Source organism: Parafrankia sp. EAN1pec (assembly GCF_000018005.1).
In the GTDB taxonomy this organism is placed as follows: Bacteria; Actinomycetota; Actinomycetes; order Frankiales; family Frankiaceae; genus Parafrankia; species Parafrankia soli.
This window is the reverse complement of record NC_009921.1, coordinates 6,142,583-6,158,526: the sequence shown is the minus strand read 5'-3', so window position 1 is coordinate 6,158,526 and position 15,944 is coordinate 6,142,583. Positions and strand designations below refer to the sequence as shown.

The window sequence follows — 15,944 nt, the reverse complement described above, 5'->3', positions numbered from 1 at the left end:
GGGCACGCCGTGAATGCTGAGGCCGCGGGAGCGGGTCTGCCGGCGGGCGGCGGCTTCTCGCCCGCACTGCCCGCACTGTCCAGGGCGGACGGTGACGCGGACTCCCGGACGATCGCCGCGGCCCGCCAGGCCAGCATGCGCCTGGCGCACCTGGCCCGCCGGATGGCCGCGCCGCGCACCCCGCAGGTGCCCCCCGAGCTGCGCGATCTCGTCGAGGCGCACCGGGACTTCCATCCCAAGGCCGACATCAGCGCGGTGATCCGCGCCTACTCGGTGGCGGACGGCCTGCACGCCGGCCAGACCCGGCGCAGCGGCGACCCGTACATCAGCCATCCGCTGGCCGTCGCCGAGGTGCTCGCCGAGCTCGGTGTCGACACGACGACCCTGATCGCCGCGCTGCTGCACGACACGGTCGAGGACACCGGCTACACCCTCGAGTCGGTCGCCGCAGAGTTCGGCGGGGAGGTCGCCAACCTCGTCGACGGTGTCACCAAGCTCGACAAGATGCGTTTCGGTGAGGCCGCCGAGGCCGAGACGCTGCGCAAGCTGATCGTCGCGCTCGCCCGCGACTACCGCGTCCTGGTCATCAAGATCGCCGACCGGCTGCACAACATGCGGACCCTCGGCTTCATGTCACCTGCCAAGCAGCAGAAGATCTCCCGGGTCACGCTCGAGGTCCTCGCTCCGTTGGCGCACCGCCTCGGGGTGAGCGTGATCAAACGGGAGCTCGAGGACCGCGCGTTCGCGGTGCTCGACCCCGAGGAGCACCACCGGATCTCCACCGTCGTCGACGACTTCACCACCGCCGAACGGGCGAGCGGTGTGCTCGCCGCGATGGTCACGCGGATGCGCGCCGGCCTCGCCGAGGCCCGGGTGGACGGCGCGGTGTCCATCCGGACCAGCCACATCTTCTCGATCTACAAGCGCGGCCAGGAACGCGGCCGCCCACCGCGCGACTACAACGACATCGTCCGGGTGCTCGTGCTCGTCGACGACATCACGGACTGCTACGCCTCGCTGGGTGTCATCCACGGGATCTGGCGACCGGTGCCCGGGCGGCTGCGCGACTTCGTGGCGACCCCCAAGTTCAACATGTACCAGAGCCTGCACACCAGCGTGATGGACGAGACCGGGCGCACGATCGACATCCAGATCCGGACCCCGTCCATGCACCGCCTGGCCGAGACCGGGATCGTCGCGAAGCCCGTCGGCCCCGGCGCGGACGGCGCCCGCCTCGAAGGGCTCTCCTGGCTGCACAGCCTGCTCGACTGGCAGGTCGACACCGTTGACCCGGGGGAGTTCCTGGAGTCGCTGTCGTCCGACCTGAACTCCGACGAGGTGCTCACCTTCACCCCCAAGGGCAAGATGATCGCCCTGCCGGCGCGCTCGTCGCCGGTCGACGTGGCCTACGCGGTCCACACCGACGTCGGCCACCGGGCCATCGGAGCCCGGGTGAACGGCCGGCTCGTGCCGCTGCACACTCGGCTGCGCAACGGCGACGTCGTCGAGATCCTCACCTCGAACCTGCCCGGCGCCGGCCCGAGCGAGGACTGGCTCGAGTTCGTGCGGACGTCCCGCGCCCGGGTCCGGATCCGTAAGCGGCTGGCCCGGCAGCGACGCGACGCGCAGGCCCGGGCCACCCAGGCGGCCGCGGACCGGTCGCTGGTGGTGACCGAGCGTGCGGCCTCCGACGCCCGCGCCGCGGGCGCGCCGTGGACAGCCCGGGGAGCGGGCGCGGGGGGCGGCGGGCGGGTCACCCGGCTGCGCCCGTCCGCGCAGCCCGCCCGGGTGGCGGACGCGGCCGACCCGAATGGTCCCCGGGGCGGCGCTGACGGGGCCGCGGGCTCGCCGCGCGCCCATTCCGGTGGTTCGACAATGCGCGCCGGTTCTCCACGTACCGGCGGTGCGAATTCCCTGGGCGGTTCGATTATCTCGGGCGAACCCGCCGGATTGAACGGTTCCGCCGGATTGAACGGCGCGGCCGCATTGAATGGCACGGCCGGCCCGCAGGAATCCGTGAGATCGGGTGACAGCGCCACTTCGGGTGACAGCGCCTCTTCGGACGGTGTCGCCGGCCCGGGAGGGTCTGGTCAGGGCCGAGACGCCCGTTTCGCCGGCTCCGCCGGTGCGGTGGGCGGAGCCAGTTCCGGTGGCTCCAGGGGCTCAGGGGAGGACAGCGCGCTGTCCCGGGGCGCGCGGCGCACGCGGCGTTCCGCCGCGGCACAGCGTGGTGATCGCCCGGGTGGCCCGGACGGGCCCGGCGCGGGGAGTTCCCAGGGTCGGGAATCCGCCTCGTCCGCGGGGGGTGACGGTTCCGCACGCCGGGGAACGCAGAACTGGGCGGGCTTCGCCGAGATCGACGGCGCGGATGTGCCGGTGCGGCTCGCGCGATGTTGTCTTCCGCTCCCGGGCGACACGGTCGTCGGCTTCACCACGCACAGCAGCTCGGTCTCTCTTCACCGGCAGGAATGCGCGAACGTCGCCGCTTCGGCGTCCTCGCGCGAGCAGGTGACCGTCAAGGGGTGGACCGCTCCGGAGAGTCAGACCTTCCCCGCCGAAATCGCCGTGGAGGCGTTCGACCGCTACGGATTGCTGGCGGATATCACCGAGGTCCTCTCGGACACCTCCGCCTCGGTGCGGGCGGCGTCCACGTCGACATCCGAGGACAGGGTGGCGCGCGCTCGCTTCACCATCGAGGTCACCGGCCCGGACCAGCTCGACCGCGTGCTGGCGGCCGTGCGCGGGGTAGGCGGGGTGTACGACTGTTACCGGGCATGTCAAACAACGGTATGACGTCGCGCGGCCACCCGGGAGATTTATGCTCTCCGTGTCGCTATGACCCCGGAAGTCGCGTTTCCCCGCATTCCGGGCAGCGGTGGAGATCGCGTCGAATGTGCCTGTCGCCGCCGTCGCGGAAAATCGACGGTGGCGCGGGAGATGCGATGTAGAGTATCCCGTGTAGCCATCGGTGATGGGTGGGAGTACGCGTGGGATACCTTCAGGTCATCACGAGCATCGACTCACCGGACGCCGCGGATCGTATCGGCAGGGCTCTCGTCGAGCGGCGCCTCGCCGCCTGTTTCCAGGTGGTCGGGCCGATTCGGAGCACTTATCGCTGGAACGGCGAGATCGAACAGTCCGAGGAATGGCTGTGTCTCGCCAAAACAACTACCGACCGGGTGACCGAGCTGATCACGGAGCTCTCTGCCGCGCATCCCTACGAGACGCCGGAGATCATTGCGACTCCGATCGTGCATGGGCATACGGACTATCTCGACTGGATCTCGGCGGAGACCGAACCGACGGTCCACAACTGAGACATCCCGGCGCTGGGTCATCCCGACACCCGGGCCGCCCGGTTGCCGGGATGTGCCCGGCAGTCCGCCTCCGGTGGGCGCCGGCCGCGGGGGCGCTCAGGTGAGCGCGCGGAGCTGCTCGTCGAGGTCGCGGACGGCCTGCGTCTGCTGCCAGGGCCGCAGATGCTCCCGGACGCGGCGGACCCTGGTCAGCCCGAGGGAGAAGTCAGTCGCCGCGACGATGGCGAGCGACTCGGTCGCGTACTGGGTGGCGGCCTCGATCTCCCGGCGCTGGATGTGGACCTCGGCGATGTCACCGAGCAGCAGGGACCGCTTCTTGGTGCCGCTGTGCGGGGTGGTGGCGCGCAGTGCCTCGGTCGCCGCCGCGTGGGCCGCGGCCGGGCGCCGCAGCCGGGTGTAGGTCGTGACCTTGATGCCGTCCAGACGGCCGCGGTCGAAGAACTGCGTCCAGACCCGGTCGCCGTCGTCGGCGCGGTCGAACGCGTCCTGGGCGCGGTCGAGGGCGGCCAGCGCGGCCCGCCCCTCACCGCGGGCCGCCTGCTCCTCGGCCTCCCGCCCGGCCAGCCAGGCCTTCGTCATGACGGTGCTGCCCGTCGCGGCACGGCGCTGCGCCTCGGCCAGCAGCGCGCAGGCCTGGTCGTGACGGCCGATGCCCGCGCTGTGATAGCTCTCGTAGCCCAGCACGCAGGCCCACAGCGCGCTGTCGTCGGCCTCCCGCGCCGCCTCGATGGCGACCCGGTAGTAGGCCAGGGCCGAGGGGACGTCGTTCATGTCGAAGGCGAGCCAACCGGCCAGGGCGGCGGTCTCGCCGGCCGTGGAGGCGAGGTCCCGGCGGACCGGCGAGCGGCCGCTGGACTCCAGGAGCTGCGTGAGCGTCCCCAGATGCCCGGTGACCCGGGAGAACAGGGCCCGGGCCGGAACCCGCTCCTCGAGGCCGTACAGGCCCGCGGTGCAGCGGCTCAGCTCGTCCGCGAGCTCGGGGGTGACCGTGGTGCGCCGGCGCAGCGCGGCGGACAGCCGCTCCCAGGGCGCGTCGTCGCCACCCATGCCCAGCGGGACGACCGCGACACCGCCGGCCGCCGCGAACAGCCGCAGGAACCCACGCCGCTCCACCGGGAGAGCGTTGTGCAGGCCGGCGTCGGCCTCGGCGGCCTGCAGGAGCAGCGTGCCGGCCGGCACGATCTCCCGGGAGGCATTGTCCGCGCCGGACGCGTGCGCCGGAAGCCCTGTGTTGGGGTCGTCGTCCACGAAGCCGAGCTCCGCCGACGACCGCTCGAACAGGGCCCGCAGGAGCCGCTGGTAACGAAGGCTGGGCTTTTTATCGCCCTTCTCCCATTTGCAGATCATATTTCCCGTCACGCCGGCCTCGCGGCCCTCGTGTATGACGGAAAAACGCCGGATCTCACTGGCCAGTCGTTCCTGCGACCAGCCGCGTTCCTCCCGGCAGGTACGCAACCGCACGTTCGGAGTGCGGGTGATCCCGGCCGATGCCGGCCTGTGGTCGTTCGCCTGCGCAGTCCTCGGCGTGGCACGACCAGCCGACGGTCCTGTCGAGCGCTGCATCGGGACCTCCGAGTCAAGCGGTTGACTTCAGGAGCTTAACCCTGAGTTAGCAAAGACGGTGATACCCCCTGTGTGGTCCTTCGGTGACAAGAAAGCGACAAATCATGGCACCGGTTGAGCTGCCCACAGGGAGTGGCCGGGTGGCGCCGCGGTGCGCGGCGTCGTCGTCCGGCTGGCGCACCACCATAGAGTCTGATGTCGTGAGAGTCGGACCCCTGCCTCAGAGCTCCAGCGGGCAAGGCCCCAGCGGACGAGGCCCCCGCGCGCGCGGCGAGGCCCGGCCCCTGCGGGCATGGCAACGCGCAGCCCTGGAGACCTACCGGTCGCGCAGCGCGTCCGGCGGCCGCGACTTCCTGGCCGTCGCGACCCCGGGCGCCGGCAAGACGACGTTCGCGCTGGAGATCGCCGCCGACCTGTTGGCCGCGGGCGAGGTGCGTTCGGTGACCGTGGTCGCCCCGACCGAGCACCTCAAGCGGCAGTGGGCCAACGCCGCCTCCGCGGTCGGGGTCGACCTGGACCCGACCTTCCGCAACTCGGCCGGCGCCACCGCGTCGGACTACACCGGGGTCGCGGTCACCTACGCCCAGGTCGCCGCGCACCCCGCCCTGCACCGCATGCGCACGGCCGCGCGCCGCACGCTGGTGATCCTCGACGAGATCCACCACGCGGGCGACGCCCTGTCCTGGGGCGAGGCGGTCCGGGAGGCGTTCGAGCCGGCCGCCCGCCGGCTCGCACTCACCGGAACCCCGTTCCGGTCCGACGTCAACCCGATCCCGTTCGTGACCTACCTGCCCGACGCCGAGGGCGTGACGCGCAGCGTCGCGGACTCCTCCTACGGTTACGCCGAGGCGCTGCGTGACGGTGTGGTCCGTCCCGTGCTCTTCCTCGCCTACTCGGGTGAGATGTCCTGGCGCACCAGCGCCGGCGCGGAGCTCAGCGCCCGGCTCGGTGAGCCGCTGAACAGCGAGCAGACCGCGGCAGCGTGGCGCACGGCCCTCGACCCCCGCGGAGACTGGATGCCCGCGGTCCTGGCCGCCGCCGACACCCGGCTCTCCCAGGTGCGCCGGGGCGGGATGCCGGATGCCGGAGGCCTGGTCATCGCGACCGACCACACCAACGCCCGCGCCTACGCCGGCCTGCTGCGGCGGATCACCGGCGCGTCTCCCGTGATCGTCCTCTCCGACGACCCGACCGCCAGCACGAAGATCGCCACGTTCCGTGAGTCGACGGACCGGTGGATGGTCGCCGTCCGCATGGTCAGTGAGGGCGTGGACGTCCCCCGCCTGGCGGTCGGCGTGTACGCCACCTCGGCCTCGACGCCGCTGTACTTCGCCCAGGCCGTCGGCCGGTTCGTCCGTGGCCGCGGACGCTCGGAGACGGCGTCGGTGTTCCTGCCCAGCGTCCCGTCGCTGCTGGCGCTGGCCGGCGAGATGGAGGTCCAGCGCGACCACGCGCTCGACAAGCCGCAGCGCGAGCCCGACGCGTTCGACGACGACGCGCTGCGCGAGGCCAACCGCCGCCGTGACACCCCCGACAAGCCCGACACCCTGTTCACCGCGCTCGGCTCCTCCGCCCAACTCGACCGGGTGATCTTCGACGGCGGCGAGTTCGGCACGCCGGCCGCCTCCGGCTCCCTCGAGGAGGAGGACTTCCTGGGTCTGCCGGGCCTGCTCGAGCCCGACCAGGTCGCGACCCTGCTGCGCCAGCGCCAGGCGGCGCAGCAGGCCGCCGCGGCGAAGGCGCAGTCCGCGGCCGGCGAACCCGTGGTGCCGGCCGCCCGGCAGGGGGAGGCGGGCACCGACCCGGGCGACCGGCCCGTCCACGAGCAGATCGGTGACCTGCGGCGCGAGCTGAACAAGCTTGTCGCCGCGCACTACCATCGCACCGGAAAGCCGCACGGGATGATCCACGCCGAGCTGCGCCGCTCCTGCGGCGGCCCGCCGAGCGCCCAGGCCAGCACGGCCCAGCTCCAGGCCCGGATCGACACGATGCGCCGCTGGGCCGGCTGAGCCGCCCCGCCGACCCCGGTCAGACCCAGCCCGGCGGACCCCCGTCGGCCTCGTCCAGCGCGCCGGTCCTCGTCCGTCCAGGTTGTCCGCCGCCCCGTCCCGGGCGGTCAGTCCGGGACGGGACGGCGGGGCGATGGGGCGGACGAGGTCAGGGCCCCTGGGTGATCTCGATCGACTTGATCTGCGGCTTGCTGGCCGGCGCGCCGTCCGACCCGCCGCCCTCGACACCCGGGGACGTCAGCTTGTCCAGGACGTCGAGGCCCTCGGTGATGTGGCCGAAGACGGTGTAGCCGCCGGCGAGCGCCGCGGCGCCCTGCTGGCTCGGGTCGGCGTAGTTGATGAAGAACTGGCTGCCGTTGCTGTCCGGCTGGCTGCTGTGCGCCATGGCCAGGACACCCCGGTTGTAGTTCACGCCCTCGGTGTTCTCGTTGGCGTAGCCGAAGCCTGGGCCGCCCGTCCCGCTGCCGGTCGGGTCCCCGCACTGCAGCACGTTGATGCCGGCGTCGGCGCCACCCGTCTGCCGGTGGCAGGCGGTGTCGTTGTAGAAGCCCGCCTCGGCGAGCGTGCGCAGCGCGTTCACCGTGCAGGGAGCCTTGTCCGCGTCGAGCGCGGCCGTCATCGTGCCCTGGTCGGTGGTGATGACCATGGTGGCGGGGGCCTTGCTCACCGTGGCGGCGGCCGTCGGGAGCCCCACCGGGCGGGACGGCGACTCGCCGCTCGAGGTGTAGACGCAGTCGCCGACCTTGCTCGTCTGCCCGGCCGGCACCGCCGGTGCCGCCGACGCCGACGGGTTGGCCGCGGGATCGGTCGCGCTGAGATTGTCGTTGTCCCCGCCGCCGCTGAGCAGGACCGCGGCGATCACCGAGCCGACGATGGCCACCACGGCCACCGCCGCGACGATCGTCAGGCGGCGTTGCCGTCGCTGGTACGCCTGGCGGCGGCGCTGCGCCTGGCGCGCCGCCCGCGCGGCGGCTATCTCGCGCTGCCGCCGTTCCTTCGTGCTCGACACCCTCGCCGGCCTCCCGCTCCTCGTCGGCGTGACTACCGGATGGTCATCAGGTCGTCACCAAGTCATCCGTCCATCAGGTGATCGGCCCCGGCCGGCAATCCTCGTCAGCGTGCCGGCACCGGTCCGCCACGAGTGTGCGCATCCGGACCTGTGCGCGACCTGTGAGCCGCTCCTGGTCCGTCCAGAACGCGTAGTCCGTCCGGGGCGTCGGTGCGACACGGAACCCGAGGGCGTGACCGGGCGCACCGCCGTCACACAGGGTACGCGGGGGGAATGCAGCGGAAACCGGTGTGCCGAGCCGGGCGCCGGCGGGCCCTTACGGCAGGGGGTCCGGGGAGGCGACTGATAGCGTCTGCGCACAGGGAACCGATACGAAGGCTGACACGAATTCATGCTCGACAAGCGCTTCATCCGGGAAAATCCCGACGCCGTGAAGGAGGCTGTCCGCCTCAAGGGCGTCGACCTCGACGTCGACGAACTGCTCCAGCTCGACCAGGAGAACCGCAAGCTGCAGTTCGAGGTCGACGAGGCCCAGGCCCGGCGCAAGTCCTTCGCCAAGCAGTTCGCCAAGGCTGACGAGGCGCGCCGCGCCGAGCTGCGTGCCGAGCACGCCGAGTTCGACCGGCAGCTCCGTGACCTGCGCGAGCAGCTCACCCGGACGAGCACGCGGATGTCCGAGCTGATGCTGCTCACCCCGGGCATCCCCTGGGAGGGCGCCCCGGTCGGCCCGGACGAGTCCGCGAACGTGGTGGTCCGCACCGTGGGCACCCGCCCGGAGTTCGACTTCACCCCGATCGACCACACCGAGCTCGCCGAGAAGCGCGGCTGGGCCGAGTTCGCCCGGGCCCGCAGGGTCGCCGGTGAGCGGGCGTACGCCCTGGTCGGCGACATGGTCATGCTCGAGCGGGCGGTCCACTCCTACGCCCTCGACCTGCTGCGCGAGCGGGACTTCACCCCGGTGTCGGTCCCCGCGCTGGTCAAGGAGGGCCCGCTCGTCGGCACGGGCATGCTCCCGAAGGCCCGCGAGGAGATCTACGAGATCCCCGCCGACGACGCGTTCCTCGCCGGGACGGCGGAGGTGGCCCTGGTCGGCCTGCATGCCGGGGAGATCCTCGACGCCAGGCGTCTGCCGATCCGCTACGCCGGCATCTCGCCGTGCTTCCGGCGAGAGATCGGCAGCGCCAGCCGGGACGTCCGCGGGCTACTGCGGGTACACCAGTTCGAGAAGGTCGAGCAGTTCGTCCTGTGCGTGAACGACCCGGCGGAGTCAGCCCGTTGGCACGCGGAGCTGCTGGCTACGGCCGAGCACATCCTGGCCGACCTGGGTCTGCACTACGAGGTCGTCGAGTGCTCGACCGGGGACATGGGCCTGGGCAAGTTCCGGATGAACGACATCAACACGTGGTTCCCCACCCTCGACCTGTTCCGGGAGACCCACAGCTGCTCGACGCTGCACGACTGGCAGGCCCGCCGGGCGAACCTGCGCTACCGCGACGCGGACGGCAACGTACGTTTCGCGCACACCCTCAACAACACCGCGGTGGCCACGCCGCGCCTGCTGGCCGCGATCCTGGAGAACTTCCAGACCGCCGACCACCAGGTCAGGGTGCCCGAGGTGCTGCGCCCCTACCTCGGCGGCCGCGACCTGCTCTGAGTCACGACCCGCTCTGAGCCGTGATGTGGGGGCTGGTGGGGCGGCTTAGTTCGTCGAGGGATGGCGGCGGGAGCGGGTGGCGCGGATCAGGGCCGGGGTCGCGACGGTGAGGCGGCGGCCCAGGCCGACGGATACCCGTCGGTCGAGGATCTGGTAGTCGGCGCGTTCGATCTCGTCCAGGATGTCGCCGTAGAGGTGGAACGCGGTCCAGACACAGTCGCGGGACGTCGGGTGCAGCAGCCGGATGCCCGGTCGGGCCGAGCGGAACAGCTCCCGCGCACGGGCGATCTCGTGGGTCAGCAGCCGGCGGACGGGGCCGTCGACCACCCCGGTGGCGAGGCGCTCCCTGGTGACTCCGAACAGGTCCAGGGACGCCTGCGGAAGGTAGACGCGGCCGCGGCGCAGGTCCTCCCCGACGTCGCGGAGGAAGTTCGCGAGTTGGAAGGCGGCGCCGAGGTCGCGGGCGTACGGTTCCGCCGAGGCGTCGACGGGCTCGAGGATGGGCAGCATCTGCAGGCCGATCACCACCGCCGAGCCGTGGACATAGACCATGAGGTCGTCCCAGGTGGCGTAGCCGGTGACGGTCAGGTCCATCGCCATCGAGGTCAGGAAGGCCTCGAAGTACGCGACCGGCAGGTCGAAACGCCGAATCGTGTGCAGGACGGCTGGCAGCACCCCGGCATCCCCGGCACCGACGGAGCCTGCCCCGCTCCTGTCGGCCCCGGCCCCGGCCTCGTCCGAGCCGGTGGCGAGTGCGGTGAGGAAGCGGTTGCCCCACTGTCGCAGCCACTGTGCCTTCGCCTCGTCGGTCAGCGTCGAGTCGAGGTCGTCCACGATCTCGTCGGCGTACCGCGCGAAGCCGTACAGGGCGTGGACGTGCGGGCGCTTCCACCGTGGCAGCAGGAGGGTCGCCAGGTAGTAGGTGCGCCCGTGGACGGCGTTCAGCTCGCGGGCGGCGCGGTAGGAGCTCCGCAGGCGCGGATCGGTGATGCCGGCCGCATCCAGCTCGCTGCGCAGGCCGCTCACGACAGCCAGCGTAGCCGGCGGATCAGCACAACCGGCAGATCAGGGCAGGCGGCGGATCAGGGCACCCGGCGGATCAGCGTTGCCGGCGGATCAGGGCAGCCGGGAGGACAGCGCGAGTGAGAGCGCGGCGGCGGCCAGCCCGAGCCCGAGGGAGAGGCCGACGAACCAGGTCGTGATCTCCCGGTACTCCGTGCGGTAACCGATGGAGCTGCCCAGGCCCCGGTAGACGGACTGCAGCTCGTCACCGGAGGTCGCCCGGTGGTACGAGCCGCCTGTCTGGTCGGCCAGCTCACGTAGGGCTTCCTCGTTGACCGGTACGGGGATCTGCTGGCCGCCGACGTCGAGGGTGCCGTCCGAGGTGCCGTAGGCGATGGTGTCGACGGGGATCTCGGCGTCGCGCGCGGCCGTCGCCGCCTGCGTGTTCGGGCGCCCTCGTGTGGTCTCACCGTCCGAGAGCAGGACGATCGCGGCGGGCGGTGGTGGCTGCCCCTCGTCGGAGAGCCGCTGCCCGGCGGTGGCGATCGCCTGCAGGGAGGCGTAGATGCCCTCACCGACGGCGGTCGCCGGGCCGAGTTGCAGCCCGCGGATTCCCGAGCGCACCGACTCCCGGTCGGTCGAGGCGGGGACGAGGACGGCCGCAGAGCCCGCGAACGACACCAGCCCGAGGTTGATCCGCGGCGGGAGCTGGTCGACGAAGGCCTGGGCGCCCTGCTTGGCCGCCTCGAGCCGGGTCGGTGTGATGTCGGTGGCGGCCATCGAGTTCGACACGTCGATGGCCAGGATGATCGTCGCTCGTTCGCGTGGCACCCGTTCGGCCCGGGCGGGGCGGGCCATCGAGATGACCAGGCCGGCCAGGGTGAGCAGCAGCAGCGCCGCCGGGACGTGGCGGCGCCACCACTGCGGGCGGCGCGGCAGGACGCTGGAGAGCAGGGCGGTCGACGACAGCCGCGCGGCGTAGACCCGGCGGCGCAGCGACACCACGACGTAAGCCGCCGTCAGCGCGCCGACGGCGAGGAAGAGCCACAACCAGTGACCGGCCAGGAAGCTCACGGCGCCGCCGCCCGCCTGCCTCGACGGCCGCCTGCCCCGACCACAGCTGCTGTCCCGGGTCGACCCCGGCCGGTGGCCGGCGGGAGCGATCGCGGGTGGCCCGGTAGCCGGGTCGAGTCCACGGGTGGGCGTCGTGCCGCGCCGCGGCTCGTCCGGCTCGCCGAGACGAAGCGGACGATGTCGATCAGCCAGTCGGAGTCGGTGCGCAGCACCAGGTGCCCGGCGCCCGCCCGGCGCAGCGCGAGGGCGACCTGGGAGCGGTGCTCGGCCGCGGCCAGGCGGTAGCGCTCACGCAGTCGCCGTGAGGACGTCGGAACCTCCACCAGCTCGCCGGTCTCCGCGTCCACGACCGGAAGCAGGCCCACGGCGGGCAGCGTCAGCTCGGCCGGGTCGAGGACCTCGACCGCGAGGAGCTGGTGGCGCGCCGCGAGGACGCGCATCGGCCGTTCCCAGCCGAGGTCGGTGGAGAGGAAGTCGCTGACGACCACCGCGAGGCCACGGCGCCGGCGCGGGCGGTCCAGGGCGGCGATTGCGGCGGCGAGATCGGTGGCGGCCGCCGGGTCGGGCCGGCGCAGCGGCCGGTCGTGCGCCCCCTCGGGGACCGTCAGCAGGGTCCGCAGCAGCGTTCGCAGGCCCTGGCGGCCGGGCCGGGCGGGGATGACCCGTGGCCCGGCCGGGGTGAGGGCCACGGCTCCCATCCGGTTGCCCGTGCGGGCGGTGAGGAAGCCGATCGCCGCCACCGCGGCGATCGCCAGATCGCGCTTGCGGACCGAGGCGGTGCCGAACTCCTGGCTGGCCGTCAGGTCGACCAGCGCCCACGTCTCCAGCTCCCGGTCGGCGATCAGGTCGTGCACGTGCGGGACGGTCGTCCGCGCGGTGACCGCCCAGTCCATCCGGCGGACGTCGTCGCCGACGTTGTACTCCCGGCTCTCGGCCTTCTCGGTGCCCTGGCCGGGCAGCAGGCCGAGATGATCGCCGAGCAGCATGCCGTCCAGCCGGCGGGTCACGGTGAGTTCGAGGCTGCGCAGCGTCCGCTCGACCGACGGCGACGTCGCCGCGGGCTGGGGCGCGGCCGGATCCGCGCGGGGAGCCGTCACCGGGACGACCCGCCATCGAAGTACTCGGGGAAGCCGGTGCGTGGGTCGGTGCGCCAGCGCCCGGAGTGCGTGACCGGTGGGGGGATGCGCCCGTTGCGCCCGTGGTCGGCGCCGGCCTGCTGGCGGGGCGCGACCTGGGGGTGCGGCAGCGCGTCGAGGACGCGGCCGGCGATCTCCTCGGCGGTGAGCCCCTCGGCCAGCGCCTCGTAGGAGAGGACCAGGCGGTGCGGCAGGACGTCGAGCGCGACCGCGGACACGTCGTCGGGGACCACGTAATCCCGGCCGCGCAGCAGGGCGAGCGCCCGGGCCGCGGCGATGAGGCCGAGCGAGGCCCGGGGGGACGCTCCGTACGCGAGGTGCCCGGCCAGCTCGGGGAGGCCGACGTCGGCGGGGGAGCGGGTCGCGAGCACCAGGCGGACGGCGTACTCGGTGATCGCGTGGTGGACGAACACGTCGTCCGCGCGGTTCTGCAGCCTGATGAGGGACTCCGGCTCGAGGACGCCCTCGGCGGTGGGCGGCCGCACACCCATCCGCCGGACGATCTCCAGCTCCTCGGCCGCGGTCGGGTACGGAACGTTGACCTTCATCAGGAAGCGGTCGCGCTGCGCCTCGGGTAGCGGGTAGACGCCCTCCGACTCGATCGGGTTCTGCGTCGCCAGCACAAGGAAGGGCCGCGGCAGCGGGTGAGTGACCCCGCCGAGGGATACCTGCCGTTCCGACATCACCTCGAGCAGCGCCGACTGCACCTTCGCGGGCGCGCGGTTGATCTCGTCCGCGAGAACGAAGTTCGCGAAGACCGGACCGAGTTCGATGTCGAATGTCTCCCGGCTGCTGCGGAAGATCCTCGTTCCGATGATGTCCGAGGGGACGAGGTCGCTGGTGAACTGGATCCGCACGAAGGAGCCGCCGACGACCGTCGCCAGCGTCTGCACGGCCAGCGTCTTGGCGACGCCGGGCACGCCCTCCAACAGGCAGTGCCCCCGGGCCAGCAGCGCGACGAGCATGCGCTCGACCATGTGATCCTGGCCGACGATGACCTTCTTGACCTCGAACAACGCCCGCTCGAGCAGGGCCGCGTCGTCGGCCGCCTCGATCGCGGAGGGCTCGGCCGGACGGCTGGCCGCCGAACCCGCGCCGGCGGGCGCCCGGACCTCCGCGCCGGGTGCCGCCACGCCGGGATCGGTCGTCCACTCGTTCATGGCGCCATCCTCCCAGACGCTGTGCGGAATCGAGTGCCAACGGACTCGGGACAGTGTGGCCGGAAGCCTCTTCTAAGGTGCCCTTCAGGAAGTTCTCACCTAATACCGCGCCGAAACTCCGGGGACACGAAACCCGGGTGACGCCCCGAACGCTCAATGACACATTGCGGCGTCAGGGAATAGCCCTCAGTGTCCGCGTGCGGTAGCCACGATCACGGCCGAGAACCCGCTCGGCGGCCAGCCGGCCCGATATCAGCACCATCGGAACTCCCACCCCCGGCCGGGTTCCGCTGCCGACGAACACCACGTTGGCCAGTCCCGGCGCCAGGTTGGACGGCCGGAACGGGCCGGTCTGGCGGAAGGTGTGCGCCGCCGCGAACGGCGCGCCGGCGGCCATCCCACGGGCCCGCCAGTCCGCCGGGGTGGTCACCTGCTCGACGTCGATCGACGTCCCGAACCCGGGGTAGCCGGCACGCTCCAGCGTGGCGACGACCTCGTCGCGGTACCGCAGGCCGAGGACCGACCAGTCCAGCGGCGCGGTCAGGTTCGGGGTGGGGAACAGGACGTAGTAGCTGTGCCCGCCCGCCGGCGCGGCCGCCGGCTCGGTGACCGACGGCGTGCTCACCAGGAACGACGGGTCGCTCATCAGCTCCCCGCGTCGAATGATCTCGTCGAAGGTGCGCCGCCACGCGCCGCCGAAGTGGATCGTGTGGTGCGCGCCGGACGGGTGGGCGCCCCGGGCACCGGCGAGCAGCAGGAAGCAGGACGGCGAGTGCCGCAGGCGGTCCAGCCGCGCCGGGGTGGCGGAGGCGGGCAGCAGGTCACGGTAGGCCACCGGGAGGTCCGGGTTGAGGATCACGACGTCCGCCGGCACCCGCTCGCCGGCGGTCGTGTGCACGGCGACCGCCCGCCCGCCGCGGACCTCCACCCGGTTCACCTCGGTGCCATAGCGGAAGGTGGCCCCGTGCCGGGCCGCCGCCCCGGCCATGGCCGCGGCGACCGCGTGCGGGCCGCCGTCGGCGTGGAAGACGCCGGCCACCGAGTCCATGTAGGCAATCACGGCGTACAGCCCGAGCGCCTCGTGCGGGTCGAGCCCGGCGTACATCGCCTGGAAGGAGAACAGCCGCCGGGTCCGCGGGTCGCGAAGGTACCGTCCGACCACGGTGTCCAGGCGGCGGAACCCGCCGAGCGCCGCCACCCGGGCCAGCGAGGGCCGCATCAGCGCCAGCGGCGAGTCGACCTGGGCGTCGATGAAGTCGCGCATCTGCGCCTGGAACATGCGGGTCGCGAACCGGGTGAAGTCACGGAATCCGGCCGCCTCGGCCGGCCCGCACAGCTCCCGCACCCCCTGCTCGGTGTGCTCCGGGTCGGCGCGGACGTCCAGCACGGACCCGTCCGCGAAGCGGGCCCGGTACATCGGGTCGAGGCGGCGCAGTGGCAGCCACCGGCCGAGGTCCTCGCCCACGCAGTCGAGCGCGTCCGCCACCAGGTCCGGCATGGTGAGCACGGTCGGCCCGGTGTCGAACCGGTAGCCGCCCAGCCGCAGCGACCCCGCGCGCCCACCGGGGGTGTCGTCACGTTCCAGGACGGTGACCCGCCGGCCCGCGCCGGTCAGCCGGAGCGCGGCCGAAAGTCCGCCCAGCCCGGCTCCGACGATGACGACGTGGTCCGTCGGCCCGGTCACTGTTCGCATCGGAGGTCCTCTCTGCACCCGCCCGGCCGTCCACCGCTCGGGTGGGTACGGTCTCACCGGGCCCGAGCGGGCCTCCGCTCCGCCCGCCGCCGATGGCCCCGCCGCCGCGGCCCCGTCGGTGGGGCCACCTCGGTGGGACGGCCCGGCGCCCACCCGGTGACCGCCGCGCGGCGGGAGCCCTGGACCGCCGCCCGGGGCGGGCCAGGGGCGGCCGTGCGCCGAACATCTCACCGCGGACGGGACCTCGGGCCGGCGCCCGGTGCCGGCGGTAGCGGGTAGCGTTCGACCGTCCTGATCGGCGACCCGGTGGGGTCGCCGCGTGCGGAG

The 15,944-nt window shown here is 72.9% G+C and carries 11 protein-coding genes; 4 read left to right on the top strand and 7 right to left on the bottom strand.

The window, feature by feature from the left end:
- The first annotated feature begins 9 nt into the window (after positions 1 to 9).
- A complete protein-coding gene (locus FRANEAN1_RS25210; RefSeq protein WP_020462611.1) occupies positions 10 to 2,793 on the top strand; it encodes a RelA/SpoT family protein in 2,784 nt (927 codons plus the stop codon).
- Between the two features lie 194 nt (positions 2,794 to 2,987).
- Positions 2,988 to 3,317 (top strand): divalent-cation tolerance protein CutA, encoded by a 330-nt coding sequence (gene cutA, locus FRANEAN1_RS25205; RefSeq protein ID WP_020462610.1) that lies wholly within the window; start codon positions 2,988 to 2,990, stop codon positions 3,315 to 3,317.
- A 96-nt stretch (positions 3,318 to 3,413) separates the two neighbouring features.
- On the opposite strand, the gene FRANEAN1_RS25200 is transcribed toward cutA, so the two are convergent.
- Complete coding sequence (locus FRANEAN1_RS25200) at positions 3,414 to 4,880, bottom strand: helix-turn-helix transcriptional regulator (protein ID WP_020462609.1); 1,467 nt, start codon at positions 4,878 to 4,880, stop codon at positions 3,414 to 3,416.
- 215 nt (positions 4,881 to 5,095) lie between these two features.
- On the opposite strand from FRANEAN1_RS25200, the gene FRANEAN1_RS25195 reads away from it, so the two are divergent.
- A complete protein-coding gene (locus FRANEAN1_RS25195) occupies positions 5,096 to 6,889 on the top strand; it encodes a DEAD/DEAH box helicase (protein ID WP_049796014.1) in 1,794 nt (597 codons plus the stop codon).
- 148 nt (positions 6,890 to 7,037) lie between these two features.
- Here the strand turns inward: FRANEAN1_RS25195 and FRANEAN1_RS25190 are convergent, their stop codons facing one another.
- Positions 7,038 to 7,898, bottom strand: coding sequence for a peptidylprolyl isomerase (locus tag FRANEAN1_RS25190; protein ID WP_020462607.1), 861 nt, complete (start codon positions 7,896 to 7,898; stop codon positions 7,038 to 7,040).
- A 391-nt stretch (positions 7,899 to 8,289) separates the two neighbouring features.
- On the opposite strand from FRANEAN1_RS25190, the gene serS reads away from it, so the two are divergent.
- Entirely contained in the window at positions 8,290 to 9,552 is a 1,263-nt protein-coding gene (serS, locus tag FRANEAN1_RS25185; protein ID WP_020462606.1) for a serine--tRNA ligase, read from the top strand.
- A 45-nt stretch (positions 9,553 to 9,597) separates the two neighbouring features.
- On the opposite strand, the gene FRANEAN1_RS25180 is transcribed toward serS, so the two are convergent.
- From FRANEAN1_RS25180 to crtI, 5 genes are all read right to left on the bottom strand, one after another.
- Positions 9,598 to 10,578, bottom strand: a complete 981-nt coding sequence (locus FRANEAN1_RS25180; RefSeq protein WP_020462605.1) for a phytoene/squalene synthase family protein — start codon at positions 10,576 to 10,578, stop codon at positions 9,598 to 9,600.
- A gap of 90 nt (positions 10,579 to 10,668) precedes the next feature.
- Positions 10,669 to 11,628 carry a VWA domain-containing protein gene (locus FRANEAN1_RS25175; RefSeq protein WP_020462604.1) on the bottom strand — a complete coding sequence of 320 codons (960 nt, stop codon included), beginning with the start codon at positions 11,626 to 11,628 and terminating at the stop codon, positions 10,669 to 10,671.
- Positions 11,625 to 12,725, bottom strand: a complete 1,101-nt coding sequence (locus tag FRANEAN1_RS25170; RefSeq protein WP_020462603.1) for a DUF58 domain-containing protein — start codon at positions 12,723 to 12,725, stop codon at positions 11,625 to 11,627. The genes FRANEAN1_RS25175 and FRANEAN1_RS25170 overlap by 4 nt, the downstream gene beginning before the upstream one ends.
- Positions 12,722 to 13,924 (bottom strand): MoxR family ATPase, encoded by a 1,203-nt coding sequence (locus tag FRANEAN1_RS25165; protein WP_020462602.1) that lies wholly within the window; start codon positions 13,922 to 13,924, stop codon positions 12,722 to 12,724. The genes FRANEAN1_RS25170 and FRANEAN1_RS25165 overlap by 4 nt, the downstream gene beginning before the upstream one ends.
- Before the next feature lie 172 nt (positions 13,925 to 14,096).
- Positions 14,097 to 15,617 carry a phytoene desaturase family protein gene (gene crtI / locus FRANEAN1_RS25160; RefSeq protein ID WP_020462601.1) on the bottom strand — a complete coding sequence of 507 codons (1,521 nt, stop codon included), beginning with the start codon at positions 15,615 to 15,617 and terminating at the stop codon, positions 14,097 to 14,099.
- Between the last annotated feature and the right edge of the window lie 327 nt (positions 15,618 to 15,944).

Excerpts from the sequence above, each read along its gene's own strand:
- FRANEAN1_RS25200 (WP_020462609.1), bottom strand. The coding sequence starts at position 4,880 with ATGCAGCGCTCGACAGGACCGTCGGCTGGTCGTGCCACGCCGAGGACT.
- FRANEAN1_RS25165 (WP_020462602.1), bottom strand. The coding sequence starts at position 13,924 with ATGAACGAGTGGACGACCGATCCCGGCGTGGCGGCACCCGGCGCGGAG.
- serS (WP_020462606.1), top strand. The coding sequence starts at position 8,290 with ATGCTCGACAAGCGCTTCATCCGGGAAAATCCCGACGCCGTGAAGGAG.
- crtI (WP_020462601.1), bottom strand. The coding sequence starts at position 15,617 with ATGCGAACAGTGACCGGGCCGACGGACCACGTCGTCATCGTCGGAGCC.